This window comes from Erythrobacter sp. SCSIO 43205 (assembly GCF_019904235.1).
Taxonomy (GTDB): Bacteria; Pseudomonadota; Alphaproteobacteria; order Sphingomonadales; family Sphingomonadaceae; genus Erythrobacter.
In genome coordinates, this window is sequence record NZ_CP063202.1 from 2,351,442 (window position 1) to 2,367,343 (window position 15,902).

The 15,902-nt window shown below is 57.8% G+C and carries 18 protein-coding genes; 7 read left to right on the forward strand and 11 right to left on the reverse strand.

Annotated elements, in window-relative coordinates:
- Nucleotides 1–3: 3 nt before the first annotated feature.
- The 3 genes from fabG to INR77_RS11100 are packed head-to-tail and all read right to left on the reverse strand — an operon-like array spanning nt 4 to nt 2,564.
- Entirely contained in the window at nt 4–765 is a 762-nt protein-coding gene (gene fabG, locus INR77_RS11090) for a 3-oxoacyl-[acyl-carrier-protein] reductase (protein ID WP_223071115.1), read from the reverse strand.
- Entirely contained in the window at nt 765–1,703 is a 939-nt protein-coding gene (gene fabD / locus INR77_RS11095; protein WP_223071116.1) for an ACP S-malonyltransferase, read from the reverse strand. The genes fabG and fabD overlap by 1 nt, the downstream gene beginning before the upstream one ends.
- Nucleotides 1,704–1,733: 30 nt before the next feature.
- Complete coding sequence (locus INR77_RS11100) at nt 1,734–2,564, reverse strand: LD-carboxypeptidase (protein WP_223071117.1); 831 nt, start codon at nt 2,562–2,564, stop codon at nt 1,734–1,736.
- 55 nt (nt 2,565–2,619) lie between these two features.
- Between INR77_RS11100 and INR77_RS11105 the strand changes: the two genes are divergently transcribed.
- Both INR77_RS11105 and INR77_RS11110 read left to right on the forward strand, forming a co-directional pair.
- A complete protein-coding gene (locus INR77_RS11105; protein ID WP_223071118.1) occupies nt 2,620–4,044 on the forward strand; it encodes a Mur ligase family protein in 1,425 nt (474 codons plus the stop codon).
- Nucleotides 4,041–4,316 (forward strand): hypothetical protein, encoded by a 276-nt coding sequence (locus INR77_RS11110; protein ID WP_223071119.1) that lies wholly within the window; start codon nt 4,041–4,043, stop codon nt 4,314–4,316. The genes INR77_RS11105 and INR77_RS11110 overlap by 4 nt, the downstream gene beginning before the upstream one ends.
- A 116-nt stretch (nt 4,317–4,432) precedes the next feature.
- Here INR77_RS11110 and INR77_RS11115 read toward each other — a convergent pair whose 3' ends face one another.
- Together INR77_RS11115 and INR77_RS11120 are read right to left on the reverse strand one after the other, a co-directional pair.
- Entirely contained in the window at nt 4,433–5,062 is a 630-nt protein-coding gene (locus INR77_RS11115; protein ID WP_223071120.1) for a glutathione S-transferase family protein, read from the reverse strand.
- On the reverse strand, nt 5,062–6,003 hold the full coding sequence (locus INR77_RS11120; RefSeq protein WP_223071121.1) for a DUF808 domain-containing protein: 942 nt from the start codon (nt 6,001–6,003) through the stop codon (nt 5,062–5,064). The genes INR77_RS11115 and INR77_RS11120 overlap by 1 nt, the downstream gene beginning before the upstream one ends.
- Before the next feature lie 197 nt (nt 6,004–6,200).
- On the opposite strand from INR77_RS11120, the gene rpsF reads away from it, so the two are divergent.
- From rpsF to INR77_RS11140, 4 genes are all read left to right on the forward strand, one after another.
- Nucleotides 6,201–6,566: a 30S ribosomal protein S6 gene (gene rpsF / locus INR77_RS11125; protein ID WP_223071122.1), complete on the forward strand. Its 366-nt coding sequence runs from the start codon at nt 6,201–6,203 to the stop codon at nt 6,564–6,566.
- Nucleotides 6,566–6,790, forward strand: coding sequence for a 30S ribosomal protein S18 (gene rpsR, locus INR77_RS11130; RefSeq protein WP_223071123.1), 225 nt, complete (start codon nt 6,566–6,568; stop codon nt 6,788–6,790). Before rpsF ends, rpsR begins: the two co-directional genes overlap by 1 nt.
- 13 nt (nt 6,791–6,803) lie before the next feature.
- Complete coding sequence (gene rplI / locus INR77_RS11135; protein ID WP_223071124.1) at nt 6,804–7,454, forward strand: 50S ribosomal protein L9; 651 nt, start codon at nt 6,804–6,806, stop codon at nt 7,452–7,454.
- Nucleotides 7,455–7,544: 90 nt separating this feature from the next.
- A complete protein-coding gene (locus INR77_RS11140; RefSeq protein ID WP_255574018.1) occupies nt 7,545–9,014 on the forward strand; it encodes an AMP nucleosidase in 1,470 nt (489 codons plus the stop codon).
- A gap of 15 nt (nt 9,015–9,029) precedes the next feature.
- Here INR77_RS11140 and INR77_RS11145 read toward each other — a convergent pair whose 3' ends face one another.
- The 5 genes from INR77_RS11145 to INR77_RS11165 are packed head-to-tail and all read right to left on the reverse strand — an operon-like array spanning nt 9,030 to nt 12,497.
- Nucleotides 9,030–9,776, reverse strand: a complete 747-nt coding sequence (locus INR77_RS11145) for an alpha/beta fold hydrolase (RefSeq protein WP_370632321.1) — start codon at nt 9,774–9,776, stop codon at nt 9,030–9,032.
- Nucleotides 9,776–10,228: a GFA family protein gene (locus INR77_RS11150; protein WP_223071127.1), complete on the reverse strand. Its 453-nt coding sequence runs from the start codon at nt 10,226–10,228 to the stop codon at nt 9,776–9,778. The genes INR77_RS11145 and INR77_RS11150 overlap by 1 nt, the downstream gene beginning before the upstream one ends.
- Nucleotides 10,225–10,875: a 2-hydroxychromene-2-carboxylate isomerase gene (locus tag INR77_RS11155; protein WP_223071128.1), complete on the reverse strand. Its 651-nt coding sequence runs from the start codon at nt 10,873–10,875 to the stop codon at nt 10,225–10,227. The genes INR77_RS11150 and INR77_RS11155 overlap by 4 nt, the downstream gene beginning before the upstream one ends.
- A gap of 36 nt (nt 10,876–10,911) precedes the next feature.
- Nucleotides 10,912–11,466 carry an aspartate-semialdehyde dehydrogenase gene (locus INR77_RS11160; RefSeq protein ID WP_223071129.1) on the reverse strand — a complete coding sequence of 185 codons (555 nt, stop codon included), beginning with the start codon at nt 11,464–11,466 and terminating at the stop codon, nt 10,912–10,914.
- A 5-nt stretch (nt 11,467–11,471) separates the two neighbouring features.
- Entirely contained in the window at nt 11,472–12,497 is a 1,026-nt protein-coding gene (locus INR77_RS11165) for an aspartate-semialdehyde dehydrogenase (RefSeq protein ID WP_223071130.1), read from the reverse strand.
- Nucleotides 12,498–12,572: 75 nt separating this feature from the next.
- Here INR77_RS11165 and INR77_RS11170 point away from each other — a divergent pair, with 75 nt between their 5' ends.
- Nucleotides 12,573–13,439 carry an alpha/beta fold hydrolase gene (locus tag INR77_RS11170; protein WP_223071131.1) on the forward strand — a complete coding sequence of 289 codons (867 nt, stop codon included), beginning with the start codon at nt 12,573–12,575 and terminating at the stop codon, nt 13,437–13,439.
- A gap of 95 nt (nt 13,440–13,534) precedes the next feature.
- On the opposite strand, the gene INR77_RS11175 is transcribed toward INR77_RS11170, so the two are convergent.
- Nucleotides 13,535–15,754: a DPP IV N-terminal domain-containing protein gene (locus INR77_RS11175; RefSeq protein WP_223071132.1), complete on the reverse strand. Its 2,220-nt coding sequence runs from the start codon at nt 15,752–15,754 to the stop codon at nt 13,535–13,537.
- Nucleotides 15,755–15,902: the final 148 nt, after the last annotated feature.

The window sequence follows — 15,902 nt, forward strand, 5'->3', positions numbered from 1 at the left end:
CGCTCAGAGCATTGCCATGCCGCCATTCACGTGGATCGTCTCACCCGTGATATATCCGGCCTCGCGGCTCGCAAGGAACGCGACGGCGGCACCGATGTCCTCACCCTCACCCATTTTGCCAGCCGGGATTTTAGCGTTGATTGTCTCGGTCTGTTTCTCGTCCAATGCGCTCGTCATATCGGTGCGGATAAAGCCGGGAGCGACACAGTTGGCGGTGATGCCGCGCGAAGCGACTTCCTGTGCAAAGCTTTTGGTCATGCCGGTAAGCCCTGCCTTGGCCGCGCAATAGTTCATCTGCCCCGGATTGCCGGTGTGGCCGACGACCGATGTGATGTTGATAATGCGGCCAAAGCGGCCCTTCATCATCGGGCGAGCACTCGCGCGCATCAAGCGGAAGGCCGCTTCGAGATTGACGCCGATCACGGCCTGCCAATCCTCGTCCTTCATCCGCATCGCAAGACCATCGCGCGTGATGCCCGCATTGTTTACAAGGATGTCGATGCCGCCAAGCGTATCGACGGCGGCGGGGATGAGATTATCGACCTCTTCGCTGTCTGACAGGTTGCAGGTGATGGCCACGTGGTCCCCCGATTCTGGCGAGCCGACATCGCTGATAAGCTGCTCGCGAAAGATGCGCAGCTTTTCCGCGTTCGAGCCCGAAAGCGCGAGGCGCGCGCCCTGTTTTGCAAGGGCATAGGCAATCGCTGAACCGATCCCGCCACTTGCGCCCGTTACCAGCGCGTTCATTCCTTGAAGCGAAAACATCAGCCATTCTCCTTTGCGAAGGTTTCCAGGTCTTCCATTGTGATGAGGCTGCTCGTCTCAGCCTCTGAGGCAATCTTGCGGATCATGGGGGCGAGCACCTTGCCACCCAGTTCTACGAAATGGGAAACGCCATCTGCGTGCATAGCGCCCACACTCTCACGCCAGCGCACGCGGCCCGTGACCTGTTCGACCAACAGGGCTTTCTCCTCAGCCGGATCGGTCACTTTGGCGGCCGTGACATTGGCATAGAGCGGCACAGCGAGCGCGCCGGGAGGGGTTTCTTGGAGCGCCTCGGCCATGCGGTCGGCGGCGGGCTTCATAAGCGAACAGTGGAACGGTGCCGACACGGGCAGCAGAACGCCGCGCTTAATGCCGTGCTCTTTGACAAGAGCAACCGCGCGTTCAATCGCCGCCTTGTGGCCGGAGATTACGACTTGGCCCGGGTCATTGTCATTGGCGACTTCGCACACGTCACCTTCAGCAGCGGCTTCGGCGAGAGCTTTCGCTTTCTCAATATCGGCTCCCAGCAGAGCCGCCATCGCGCCCTCGCCCACGGGGACCGCCGATTGCATGGCAGAACCGCGCAGCTTCAACAGGCGGGCCGTTGTCGCAAGGTCAAACGCACCCACGGCGCACAGCGCGGTGTATTCCCCCAGAGAGTGTCCGGCGACGCAGGATGCCGTATCCGCAAGCTTCACGCCAAACTCACGCTCCAAAACGCGCAAGGTCGCGATAGCGTTCGCCATGATCGCTGGCTGCGCGTTTTCGGTAAGGGTGAGCTGATCCTCTGGCCCATCCGCCATGATCGTGAACAACTTCTGGCTGAGAGCCTCGTCCACTTCCTCAAACACTTCACGCGCAGCGGCGCTGGCAGCGGCGAGCTCGGTGCCCATGCCGACTTTTTGGCTTCCCTGACCCGGAAAAACGAATGCTTTCATGTCTTAGATCCCTGTTGTTGGGGCCGCGCGTTAAGAGGCCCGCGCCGGTCCTGCAAGCCCGAAAGGCACAACCCTGTTGGCAGATGTATGGCCAATTTCCGCCCGGCCAAGATAGGGGATGCCTGCCCTTGCGCACCAGAATTTGGCGATTTCCTCTTCGTTTTGACCGAAGGGAATGTCATTTTCGGGAATATCGCTGACCGCGCCAAGCCTTAGTCCCGCAAGACGCGGTAAACTCCCTGCAAGCGCGAAGAAACAGCGGTCAACCGCGTAAAGCTGCTCGCTCACTTCCTCGACCATCACCACATGGCCGGAAAGGTCGGGCATCAGCGGGGTCTTTGCCAGCATGGCAAGCGTGATGAGGTTAAACGCAGCGGTCGGCGTCACTCCGTCAACGCTCGGCTCCATGCCAGAGTTATCCCCGCCAAACCAGCGCAGCACACGGCGCGCAGATTCGGGGCCGCTCGAAGAACTCGCGCTTATCGGCATGGAGCCGTGCGCGCATTGCCCAATGCCGGCACGATAAAGCGCGCCCAGCAAATAGCCGCAGTCAGAATAGCCGACGTATGTCTTCTCGCGCGCACTCGCGTTCATGCGGGCAATCGCCGCCTCGGCGATCCGGTTCGAGCCATAGCCCCCGCGCGCAAACCACACCGCGTCGAAGGCCGGGTCATTGGCGCAGTCGAGCAATCCGGTAAGCCGCGTCAGATCGTCGCCCGCAAAGTGGCCCGACCGCTCAAAGCACTGATCGTGAAACGTCACCGAGTGTTCAGGAAACTCAGCGGCAACCAGCGCCTCCAATGCGGCGGCGTGGTCCTTTGTTATTGCCCTTGCAGGCGCGCAGATGGCGATATTTGTCATTAACTCTACGGTGGGCGCTTGTATCTCGACTTGCAAGCCCATAACCATGCGCCCCATGACGGACACTACGGGTCAGGGCGACGCGATGCGCCCCTTCTTTTTCTGCGGCATTGGCGGGTCGGGTATGCTCCCGCTAGCACAGCTTGCGCAAGGCTTTGGCCATGAAGTAGCGGGCTCTGACCGCAGCTTTGATCAGGGACGCACTCCTGAAAAATTTGCGTGGCTGGAACGCAATGGTTTTGCCCTTTTTCCACAAGATGGCAGCGGGTTGACGAGCGCCAAGCAAACCCTGATCGCGTCCGCTGCGGTTGAGGACACCGTGCCCGAAGTCGCCCGCGCAAAGGAATTGGGCTGCAAACGCTTGACGCGCGCCGAACTGCTTTCAGAGCTTTTCAACGCGGCGGGATATTCTCTCGCGATTGGCGGCACATCGGGCAAAAGCACCGTCACCGGCATGATCGCATGGATCCTTGCAGACGTCGGCCATGACCCCACCGTGATGAACGGCGCGGTGATGAAAAACTTTGTCGATGAGGCAAACCCCTTTGCCAGCGCGCGCGTCGGTAGCCCGCGTGTCTTCGTCAGCGAAGTCGATGAAAGCGATGGCTCCATCGCCCTTTTCAAACCCACCATCGGCGTGCTCTTGAACGTCAGCCTTGACCACAAATCAATCGAGGAATTGCGCAAGCTTTTCGGTGACTATGTGGCCACCGCTGGCTGCGCTGTAATCAATATGGATGACGAGGAATCACGCTTCCTCGCTGAACACGCGAGGCAGACGGTAACCTTCGGCATTGAGCAGCAAGACGCCGATTTGACGGTGGAACCGGATAGCATTGAGCAAGGCCCATTGAGCATCCGCGCTGTCGTGATCGACAATCGCAGCAAAGAGGTATTCCCGCTGGAACTCCCCATGCCGGGGATGCACAATCTGTCGAACGCGCTCGCCGCGATTGCGGCATTGAGCGCCGCCGGAGTGGAAACAAGCCGCAGCGTCTATGCCCTAAGCCGGTTTAGGGGGCTCGCACGCCGCTTTGACGTGGTGGGCACGAGCCCCTCTGGCATCAGCGTGATCGACGACTTTGGCCACAATCCGGAAAAATGCGCGGCGACCTTACGCACACTTAAAGCCACCGAAGGCCGCGTGATCGCCTTCTTCCAGCCGCATGGATACGGGCCCCTTCGCCAGATGGGTGATGAGCTCGCCCAAACCTTCGCACGCGAGCTTGGGTCGGACGACATCACAATCATGTGTGACCCCGTCTACTTCGGCGGCACCGTAGATCGCAGCGAAGGCACCGAGCGGATTGTCGGCCTTATCGAAGAGCACGGCGGCTCAGCCGAGCACATCGCTTCGCGCGAGGATTGCGGCGACCGTATTATCGAGATCGCGCGAGCAGGCGACCGCGTGGTGATCATGGGCGCGCGAGACGACACTTTGAGCGCTTTTGCGAAAGATGTGCTAGACCGCCTTATATGACGATCTATCGCCTCGCCGTTCGCCATGCCCAGCTGATGCTGTTCGCCACTCTGGCGGCGTTTATGTTCGTTATCACCATCGACAAATGGATGGGGCATTCGACATGGGCCTTTGCGGTGGCGGTGCTGCTCTTGATCCTCGTGAATGTGCGCATCCGCTATTTCAATTGCCCGCATTGCGGCAAGAACCTGTTCTTTCGCGGGGCGTTTATGGTGCCTTGGCCCAACAAAACTTGTGGCAATTGCGGGGCGGATTTGGACGCGGGAGGCTAAGCCTCATTCGTCATTGCGAGCCGCGAAGCGGCGCGGCAATCCATGATCGAAGCCCGCCCAATTGCACAAGGTTTGTACATGGATTGCTTCGCTACGCTCACAATGACGAGTGATGGCTAAGGCGCGCCGGCTTTTTCCTTTGCCACTGCGGCTTGGTAGGCCTCGCGCGACGTTAGCCGCTCGCGGTACGCCTTAAGCGGCTCAGGGATGCGGTCATCCAGCCCGACGGCTTTCGCCAATACCAGCGCATAGCCAACGCAAATATCGGCAACGGTAAAGCGATCCGCGCACAGATACTCGCGCGCCTCCAACCGCTGCTCGATCTTCACAAGGCGCTTTTCAAACCAGTTGGCATAGGCGTGGCCCGCATCCTCCCAGCCCTTGCGCTTTTCGAAGATCGCAAAGCGCATATAGACCGTTTGCGGGAAGGTGATCGTGGCATCGGCGTGATAGGTGTAGTCGAGATATTCGCCATAATCGCGCTCTCCCGGCTGAACGATCAGGGCATCCGCCCCGCTCTTCACCGCCAAGTAATGCGCAATCGCGCAGCTCTCGGTCATCTGCGTATCGCCATCAATCAGCATCGGGATCGTGCCGAGCGGATTGATCTCCAGATATTCGGGCGCTTTGTGGCGCGGTGGAAAGGGCAGCATCCTGAGATCAAGCTCGACCCCTGCCTCTTCCGCCGCCCAGGTGCAGCGCTGCCCGCGTGAACCTGCGCAGGTATAAAGGATAGGAAGAGCCATCAATGCGCGCCCTCATAGCCGATGATCTTATGCAGCACGAAAGCGATGACCATGCCGAGCGCTAAACCGATCACCCCCGAAATCGCGGCATAGGTGACCCAGCCTGCGATGCCAGAAAATGCGCCAGTCGCGCCGGCAACCGCATATTCTGCGCCATGGGCGATGTCATAAAACAGGTCAAAGCCGACCTCATGCGTGCCGTGAACGATAATCCCGCCGCCAACCCACAGCATCGCAATGGTGCCAACAAAAGAGAGGGCGATCAGAAGATAGGGAACCGAGTTCACAAGGAAGCGCCCAAAAGATTGCGCAGCAGAACTCTCCTTCTTGCTAAGGTGCAGGCCAACATCATCCATCTTCACAATCAAGGCGACTGCGCCGTAAACCACAATAGTCACGATGAAACCCACAAGAGCAAGCGCAAGGCCGCGTTCCCACCATGTCGGGAGGTCAAGCTCGTTCAAGGTGATTGCCATGATCTCAGCAGACAGGATCAAATCGGTGCGGATGGCGCCTGAAATACGCTGTTTTTCAAAACTTTCCGGATCGGTGATGACGTCTTCAACCGTCTTGCCGTGCTTTGCCCCGCCAAGCTTTTCCATCACCTTTTCCGCGCCTTCATAGCAAAGGAAGGCACCGCCCAGCATCAGGATCCAGATGATCGCTTGTGGCAGGAATTCGGACAGCAGAATGGCGCCGGGAAGAAGGATGATGAGCTTGTTGAAAAGGCTGCCCTTGGTGATCGCCCAAATGATCGGAAGCTCGCGCGCTGGCGAAAGGCCCGTCACATAGCTTGGTGTGACGGCGGCATCGTCAATGACAACGCCTGCGGTTTTGGAGCCCGCTCTGCCTGCGGCCGCCGCGATATCGTCCACCGAAGCAGACGCCGCGCGAGCGATCACTGCCACATCGTCAAACAGCGCAACCAATCCTGATGGCATCTCGCACCTTTCCATTATAAGTTTCTATGGCTTGCCCAAGTGCACTTGCATCGCCGAGTGCACAAGACTTGCAATCTCCACCAAACTCGGTATGTGCGCGCATCCCTTCTTTGAAAGAGGGTCAGAAGAAAGCCGGAGGGGCCCTGCAATCCCGCAGACAAGCCAGCGATCGGCATTACAGTGTAAGGATAAGAAGCATGGCTCTTTATGAGCACATCTTCCTTGCGCGTCAGGACTTGAGCCAGTCTCAAGTGGACGCGTTGGCGGCCACGGCGACCGAAATCGTCGAAGCGAACGAAGGTAAAGTCACCAAGACCGAAACCTGGGGCCTTAAATCCCTCGCTTACAAGATCGAGCGCAACCGTAAAGCGCACTTTGTCATGCTCAACATCGAAGGCCCGGGCTCCGTGGTCGCTGAGCTTGAGCGTCAGACCCGTATCAATGAAGACGTCATCCGTTACATGACCATTCGTGTCGACGAACACGAAGAAGGTCCATCTGTGATGATGCGCAAGAACGAGCGCGACCGTAAGCGCCGTTCAGACCGTGAGGAGCGTGACTGATGGCCCGTCCTTTCTTCCGCCGCCGTAAGTCTTGCCCATTCGCTGGCAAAGACGCCCCCAAGATCGATTACAAAGACGTGCGTCTGCTTCAGGGCTTTATGTCCGAGCGTGGCAAAATCGTGCCTTCGCGCATCACCGCCGTCTCAGCCAAGAAGCAGCGTGAACTGGCCAAAGCCATCAAACGCGCACGCCACATCGGCCTGCTTCCTTACATCGTGAAATAGGAGGAGTTACCCAATGGATATTATTCTCCTCGAACGCGTCGAAAAGCTCGGCACGATTGGCGATGTTGTCACCGTCAAGGATGGCTACGCCCGCAACTACCTTCTTCCGCAAAAGAAGGCCCTGCGCGCAAACGAAGCCAACAAGGCTGTCTTTGAAGCGAACCGTGAGCGTCTCGAAAAAGAGAACGCTGAGAAGCGGACTGAAGCTGAAAAAGCTGGTGAGAAGGTCGCTGGCGCTGAGGTTGTTCTCATCCGTGCGGCATCGAACACCGGCCAGCTTTACGGCTCGGTCAACGTTCGCGACATGGTCGCTGGCCTGACCGCTCAAGGTCATGACATCGACAAGAAGCAAGTCATCATGGGCGCGCCGATCAAAACGATCGGTATGCACGACGTGACCGTTGCGCTTCACCCAGAGGTGCACGTAACCGTGAAAGCCAACGTTGCCCGCTCTGACGATGAAGCTGAGCTTCAGTCACAAGGCGTCGATGTTCTTGCGCAAATGTTCGAAGAAGAGCAGCGCGAGATCGAAGAAGCAGCGGCTGCGAACACCCGCGACCCAAGCCTTGAGCCTGGCGAAATTCCCGAAGAGCTTTTCGAAGAAGGCCAAGCGCCTGAAGGCGACGAAGCTGCTGAGGAAGCCGGTGAGGAAAGCGAAGGCTAAGCCTTTCGCTTCTAATACAAGCCAATCAAAAGGGCGCGAGGGTCATAAGACTTTCGCGCCCTTTTTGTAAAGGGGCCTCACACCGCCTACATTGATGAAAACAACGAGAACGAGAAGAGCTTAATGACACCAATCCCCACCATACTTGAACAATTGCAACAGCACTACTCCGATGCCGTCTCGACCTTGCGAGCAGACGTTATCGAATTCGGAAAATCGGGCGCGATCCCACCAGAGCGCAAGCGCCACGATGGCTCTTACGCCTATCCTCAGCTGACCTTGCGATATTCAGGAGTGGGCGATCCCAAAGACCGCAGCCGCGCCTTTGGTCGATTGGAAATGCCGGGGACATATTCGACGACGATCACGCGCCCTGATCTGTTCGCTGGCTATCTGGCTGAGCAATTGGGACTGATCAGCCAGGAATATGAGATCGACGTCTCAGTCAGCCGCTCGCGTCAGGAAATCCCCTTCCCTTATGTCCTCGACGGGGAAGCAGGCGCCGCCATGCAAGGTATCGCGCCGCAGGAGATCGCGCAGCATTTCCCATCAACCGACCTTTCGCTGATCGGTGATGAACTGGCTGATGGCATTGAGCTTGCCGATGGTAAGGATATTCCGCTCTCGCTTTTCGATGGTCTGCGTACGGATTACTCGCTCGCTCGCCTCGCTCACTACACTGGAACTCAAGTTGAGGACTTTCAGGACTTCATCCTCTTCACTAACTATCACCGCTATGTCGATGAGTTTGTGAATTGGGGCGCGCAGCAAATCGGCAAGGATGGCTACACCGCTCTCACGGGCGCGGCAGGCCTGCTGATTGAAGAGAGCACTGACAACGCGCAGGAACAGCTGAACGACACCGCATGGCGGCGCCACCAGATGCCAGCTTATCACCTTATGCGCGATGACGGGCGTGGTATCACCCTCGTCAATATCGGCGTTGGCCCCTCTAATGCAAAGACTATCTGCGATCACTTGGCGGTACTGCGCCCTCATGCCTGGATGATGATCGGCCACTGCGGCGGCGTTCGTTCAAGCCAGAAGATCGGCGACTTTGTGCTCGCTCATGCATATTTGCGCGACGATCATGTGCTTGACGGAGTGCTTCCTCCAGAAGTGCCCATCCCGCCAATCGCAGAGGTTCAACTCGCCCTTGCGAGCGCTGCCGAAGCGGTTTCGGGTGTGCAAGGCGCAAACATCAAACAACGGATGCGCACCGGTACGGTTGTCACGACCGATGACCGCAATTGGGAACTCCTCTACGCGACCTCTGCCAAGCGTTTCTCGCAAAGCCGCGCGATTGCGGTGGAGATGGAAAGCGCGACAATCGCTGCGCAAGGATACCGTTTCCGTGTGCCTTACGGGACGTTGCTATGTGTGTCCGACAAGCCTTTGCACGGTGAGATCAAGCTGCCGGGTCAGGCCAACAAATTCTACGAAGAGGCAATTGCTGCCCACCTTCAAATCGGCCTCGAAGCGGTCAAGAATTTGCGCGATGAGGGCGACAGCCTCCACTCACGCAAGTTGCGCGCATTTAACGAACCACCGTTCCGTTAAACGGGATGAAGGCGGCTATTGGCTGAAGAAGCCGACTAACGCATCGCTGAAAGCTGGCTCGGCAACGCTCGACATATGGGTTCCGGGTATCTCCATATATCGCCCATCGGGCAGCGCCGCGGCCAGCTCTTTGGCTGAACCATTGTCCTGATCCTTGTCGCCGCAGATGAGCGCCGTCGGCATGGTGATTTTCGCAAGGTCTTCGGTTGCGACATCATCCACAGCACCGAGCAAAAGCCTTGCCGCCTCGCGGTCTATTCCCATGGTTTTCATGAAAGACTTGGCCATGAAAGCGGGATCGCCGCGCTTGATTTCGTCAAAGCGGTCAATGGCGTCGATGAAGAAAGCAGAGCGGTTTTTCCAACCTGAAAGCCCCTGCAAACCCATCCCGCATAGCGCGAGGCGGCGCGGTTCAAGCCCTTCGATGACTGCCTTGGCCGAGGTTCGCGCACCGAGCGAGAAACCGGCCAGATCGTAGTCCTCAAGCTGGAAATACTCGATCAATGCCGCGAGGTCTTTGGTCAGAACACCGTGAGGATAGGCGAGTGCATCGTGCGATTTTGCGCTCGCCCCGTGTGCGCGAAGATCCGGCATGATGCATTTGAAGCCCGCCTCGGCAAGCTTGGCAGCATGACCGAATTTGATCCAATTCATTTCGGCCGATGAGAACAGCCCGTGGACGAGCACCAGCGGCCAGCCCTCGCCCATCACCGTGACTCCAAGGTCAGCGCCGTAGAAGCTTGGAAAGAGAGTTTTGTCCATCATCCAACTACCCCAAGCAATTCAACCCACTCTTGCGAAGTCTGAGGAGCCTCATCCATCGTCTTTGTTCCGTCTGGAAGACTGATCCAGGGCTGCTTGCTCTTTACCCAGATATGCGCCGCCAGTTCCAGCTCATGGCTCTTGTCCAAAGTGCCACAACGCAAACTTGCCAGCCCCGGCCGACTCGGATTCGTGGCATAAATCCGCGCCTTGCATTGGGGGCAACCGGTGATTGATGCCTCAATGCCGCTGGGCTGTGTGTAGTGGCCGCAATCGGTTTCGCCCTCGATCGAGATGTCATCGAGGGAAAAGAGCATATGTTCGCTAAAGGCAGAACCGGTGCGGCTCTGGCAATCGGTGCAATGGCACGCGTAAGGGTTGAGCCGAAATCCGACCGCCAGCCGGTATCTGACCGCGCCGCACAGACAACCGCCGCTAAGTTCGCCTTTCACCGCTTCGCGAGCCCCTTTTGCTCAAGCCGCCATTTGGCCATGTCCACGCGGTCCTGCCCGAAGAAGGGTTCTCCATCCACCACAAACGTCGGCACACCCCAATGGCCAGCCTCTTCGAGAGCCTTGCTGTTCCCCTCAATCTCCCCATCAAGCGCCTGCGCGTCGGATGAGGCTTCCGCTTCGAGCTCTGCGAAATCGAGCCCTGCGCGCGCAGCGGCATTCGCCAGATGATCGCCTTCGTGCCAATTTTCGGTCGAGCCATCCCAAATGATCGGCGCGACTTCTGCCGCAAATTCGAGGCCCCTACCCCGACGTGTCGCGGCCTGTCCCAAGCGGCAAATGCGATAGATGTACGGTTGATCCTCAGCGATCTTGCGCGTTGCCAAATCCTGCACAATCGGGTCCGGACGCGGCCAGCTTAGAGGGATGCCAAGAAATTGAGCCGCCCTCAGGCAATCCATCACGATATATCGGGGCGCTGCGGGGTTGCCGGTGAACAAAATGTCTGGATCCCTCACCGCGATCGGCAAAACCGTGCGCAAGGTGATGTCGAGATCATACTCGCGTGCCATGTCGCGGTATCGCCCGACCGCCAGATAGGAATAGGGCGAACGGAAGCTGAAAAAGAGGTCGGCTTTCAGTGTCATTCCGACAGTTTAGCGCGCTTTACCGTAAAATCACAGCTATCTGAAAAAGCACTGTGTCCCGGCGTAAAGCATTGACACAGCGCCTTTGTCGACAAACCCGCCCATTCGCTCGCCAATCGCAAACTCTTCACCAAGAGTGCTGCCCTCTATGGGCGCGTATCCAGCGGCACCGTCGAGCTCGTCCAAAGGCGTGCCAATTTGAATATCGGCATCGACCCGGATTTTTTGCCCTTCACCAGATGGCGCTGCGCCGACATTCCACCCGACAAGCGATCCCTCCTGAAAGTTCACATTGAGTTCGCCGGGATAGCTGGTGATCACCATCGGTCCTGCGCCGCATTCTTCGATAGTGTTGGTGCCAGTGGGCTCGCCGAGAATTTTGGCGACAGATGTTTCCACCTCATTTTGTCCAGCTGCGAAGAAGAAGCTCTCCGCCCCCGCTATAAGTCCCTGCCCGTGAAGCGTCACGCGCCCTTCATCAATGAAGCCAACCGGCATATCGCCCGACATTCGATCAGCGGGCGACGGCACTTCACCGCTGTCACACGCGGCGAGCGCGAAGACGGCCAATGCGATTGAGAAAAGGCGCATAAGCTTCAGCCTTTCTTGAGGTGGCGGCGACCGAGCAGTTCAGCGATCTGAACCGCGTTCAGCGCCGCGCCTTTGCGCAGGTTGTCGGAGACGCACCACAAGGCAAGGCCGTTCTCGACCGTCGGGTCCTCGCGCACGCGGCTAATGTAGGTGGCGCTGTCACCGGCACTTTCGACCGGGGTGACATAGCCTTCGTCCTCGCGCTTATCGATCAGCATGATGCCGGGTGCTTCGCGCAGAATATCTTGCGCTTGCTCGGCCGAGATTTCCTTCTCGAACTCGATGTTCACAGCTTCCGAGTGACCCACGAACACCGGAACGCGCACACAGGTTGCGGTGAGTTTGATTTTAGGGTCGAGGATTTTTTTCGTCTCGACCGTCATCTTCCACTCTTCCTTGGTGAAACCATCATCAAGGAAAACGTCGATGTGCGGGATAACATTGAACGCGATTTGTTTTGTGAATTTCGCAGGTTCGACAGGATCACCGACAAAGATTGCGCGCGATTGTTCGAACAGCTCGTCCATGCCCGCTTTGCCAGCACCGGAAACCGACTGATAGGTCGATACGACCACACGTTTGATCGTCGCTGCATCGTGCAATGGCTTCAGAGCCACTACAAGCTGCGCGGTTGAACAGTTGGGGTTCGCGATGATGTTCTTCTTGGTGTAATCATCAATCGCATCCGGGTTCACCTCGGGCACGATCAGCGGCACATCCGGGTCCATGCGGTAAAGCGAGGAATTGTCGATCACCACGCAGCCAGCTGCGGCAGCCTTGGGCGCATATTCTTTCGCCGGGCCGCTCCCTGCTGCGAAAAGGGCAATATCCCAACCAGACCAATCGAAATGCTCAATATTCTTGCATTTGAGCATCTTGCCCGTGTCGCCATACTCGACCTCGGTCCCCTGACTGCGCGAGCTTGCGACAGCTGCGATTTCGTCTGCTGGAAACTCGCGTTCGGCCATGATCTGCATCACTTCACGGCCCACATTTCCGGTCGCTCCGACGACTGCTACACGGTAGCCCATTTATCGTATTCCTTTTGCGTCTTTGGGTTGCGCCGTCTGTTCCGACGGCTAGCATCGCTCCCCTAGGGAGATTTCATGGCAGCCGATACACACATTTGGCGCGAAAAGGCACAATATTTCGACTTTCAGGGCCATCAGATTGCCTATTGGACGTCCGAGAATACGTCTGCGCGCCCATTATTGCTCGTGCATGGCTATCCGACTTGTGCGTGGGATTGGACGAGCGTCTGGGATCGGCTGGCTGCGCATCACCATCTGATCGCCTGCGATATGCTGGGATTTGGGCTCTCTGATAAGCCGAGCGGCGGATATTCGATCCACAAACAGGTCGACATTCAAGAGGCGTTGTTGGCGCATCTCGCAATCACGGAATTTGACGCGCTGGTGCATGATTACGGCGTCTCGGTGGGACAGGAATTGCTCGCCCGACAACAGGAAGGATCAAGCGCTCAAGGCCTTGGCAAGATTGTCTTCCTCAACGGCGGCATCTTTCCCGATCAGCACCGTCCAGTGACGATGCAAAAGATCGGCGTTTCGCCCTTTGGGTTCCTGCTTGGCTTGCTCATTAACCGGGAGCGCTTCGGGAAGAGCTTCTCTCATGTGTTTGGGCCAAACACCAAGCCTGGCGCTCAAGAGTTGGACGCATTTTGGGGCTTCATCAGCGCAAATGCGGGCAACCGCATCATGCACAAACTGCTCCACTACATCGCTGACAGGCGTAGGCATAAGGAGCGCTGGGAAGCGGCTCTGGTGGGCGCGGAGACTAAGATCGGCCTGATCAACGGAGCGCTTGACCCCGTGTCTGGCCGCCACGCCTATGACAAGTGGCGCGAGGTGGTGCCGGGGGCGCGGCACCATTTGCTGCCTACCATTGGTCACTACCCGCAGGTTGAAGCGCCTGAAGAGGTCGCGGCCAAGGCGTTAGAGTGGCTTCAACCCTAACCGTCATTCCGGCGAAGGCCGGAATCCAGAGCAACAAGCCTCAGAGGTTGCGGCACTGGACCCCGGCCTTCGCCGGGGTGACGGGAAAGTGTGATCTATTCCGGCGGCGTCACCCCATTGTCCTCAAGAAAGCGAAAAATCGTATTCCACAGATGCGGACTGATCTGCTCACCCGATACACGGTGCGTGTAGCCGGGATAGAGCATCATCTCGAAGGGCACGTTGTTCTCTTGAAGGACGCTAATCAGCTCTGACGAGTTTTCAAACACCACATTATCATCGGCCATGCCATGTATCAGCAGCAGCGGGTCGCTGATCTTGGTGGCATCGGGAATGGCGCTTGCAGCCTCGTAAGCCTCAGGCACCTCACGCGGGTCACCCATGAAACGCTCGGTATAGTGGGTGTCGTAAAGCTCCCACTTGGTTACCGGCGCGCCCGATACGCCCGCTGCATAAAGCCCCGGATCGGCCTGAAGCTGCTTTAGCGTCATATAGCCGCCATAAGACCAGCCATAGAGGGCGATCTTGTCTGGATCGACAAAGTCCAGCGTTTTCAAGAACTCAGCGCCAGTCTTTTGATCACGAACCTCAACCCCGCCCATCGCGCGGTAGATAGGTTGCTCAAAATCGACCCCGCGATTGGCCGTGCCACGGTTGTCGAGGGCGAAGTAGATATAACCCTTGTCGACAATCGCCTGAGCGAGCGCCCCGCCCCAGCCCTTGTCCACGATCTGCGGACCTGGTCCGGAATAGTGGTAGTAGAACACGGGGTACTTTTTTCCCGGCTCCATCTCGGGCTTGAGCATCATGTAGTGAAGCGGCGTCCCGTCCTCTGCTGGAATAGTGCCGTATTCCGGCATGGTGTGACCCATCAGGAACGGCGTGTAGGGATGCTCTTCGGAAAGCGCGTTTTCTTGCACCCAAGTGAGTTGCTGGCCCAAATCGCCAGCGAGATAACTTTGCGGTGGTTGGTCGGGGGCCGAGCGGGTGACGTACAAACGGCTTCCGGTCGGGTCCATGCTCGCGGTGTTGGTGTAGTCAGTGTCGGTCAGGCGCTTGGGCTCTGAAGGCTTTGAAAGATTTGTCGAATAGACCTGTTCCGTCAGCACATCCTCGACCGCTACAAAGAACAGCTGGTCCTTATCCTCATTTATCCCGACAAGCTTGGTCACAGGCTCTTTGAGGCTGGTCAGCTGCGTCCATTCGTTGCCGTCGAAGCGGTAGAAATTGCCGAAGCCATCGCGCTCGGACCACCACAGAAGCGAGCCGTCCTTGAGGAAGCGATAGTTGTCGGAAAGGTTGATCCAATAGTCTTCGCGCGCCGCGTTTTCAGTGAACCAGACCTCGCTCTCACCCGTCGCAGGATCGACACGAAGCATATCGAGCACGGTCTGCTCGCGGTTCTGGCGCTGGACATAGAGATTGCCATCCGGGCCCCAATTAACCCGCGCGATATAGATGTCGGTGTTCTCGCCAAGATCGACTTTCACGCGGTTCCCGCCGTCAGGATCCATCACATAAAGTTCGACAATCGCATTCTCTGAACCTGCGACCGGATACCGCTGGTCAAACACCTGCGTACCTGTTGCACCAATCGCTGCGCGCGTGACGATGCCAACGGGGCTTTCATCGGTGCGCTGAACGGCAAGGCGCGTGTCATCGCCCTTCCACCAATAGCCCGTAAGGCGGCTCATCTCTTCTTGCGCGACAAACTCTGCCTCCCCCCAGCGGATGGTGTCCTCTTCCTTGGGCGTGATCGGCGCAGCCTCCTCGCCGACCTCGCCCACCCACAATTGGCGGTCGCGAATGAAGGAGACATAGCCTGCCTTTGGCGAGAGTTTGGGGTTCAGCTCGCTTTCTTCGGTGTCGGTAAGGCGCTGAACACTTCCGTCTAGTTTGGCGAAATACAAATCGCCATCAATCGGCACGAGCACGCCGCTCGCATCGCTCGCCCATTGATAGGTGATAATGCCTTTAAGGCTCCCAACACGCTCCCGCTCGCGCTGCATCTTTTCGTCTTCGGAAAGCTCGCGGCCCGAACCGACAGCTTCGGAATCCACCAACATCCGCCATTCGCTGGTTTCGAGATCAAAGCCCCACAGGTCATAGCGTGAGGAATCTTCCTCCCGGTTCCGAAGCAGCGTCAGATAGCGGCCATCGGGCGAAAACTGAACAGCGCGCGGGGTTGGGCCGTTCAATGAGGGCGAGGCAAAGACGCGCTCAAAAGTAAGCTCAGGGGTTTGGGTCATATGGTCGTCGGCCAGGGCTGTGGTGGAAAGAAGTGCGGCAGAAGCGGCAGCGAGAAACAATCGCATTGGGTGAGTCACCTCTAATAAGAGCTTTATCGAATGCTCGATCTAATGCTGATGTTCCTCGCAATCACGTGGATGAAACGCAAGGCCCGCAAACGAAAAAGGGCGGCCCGCGATGGACCGCCCTATTCAAAAACCCTGTGGGTTCGCT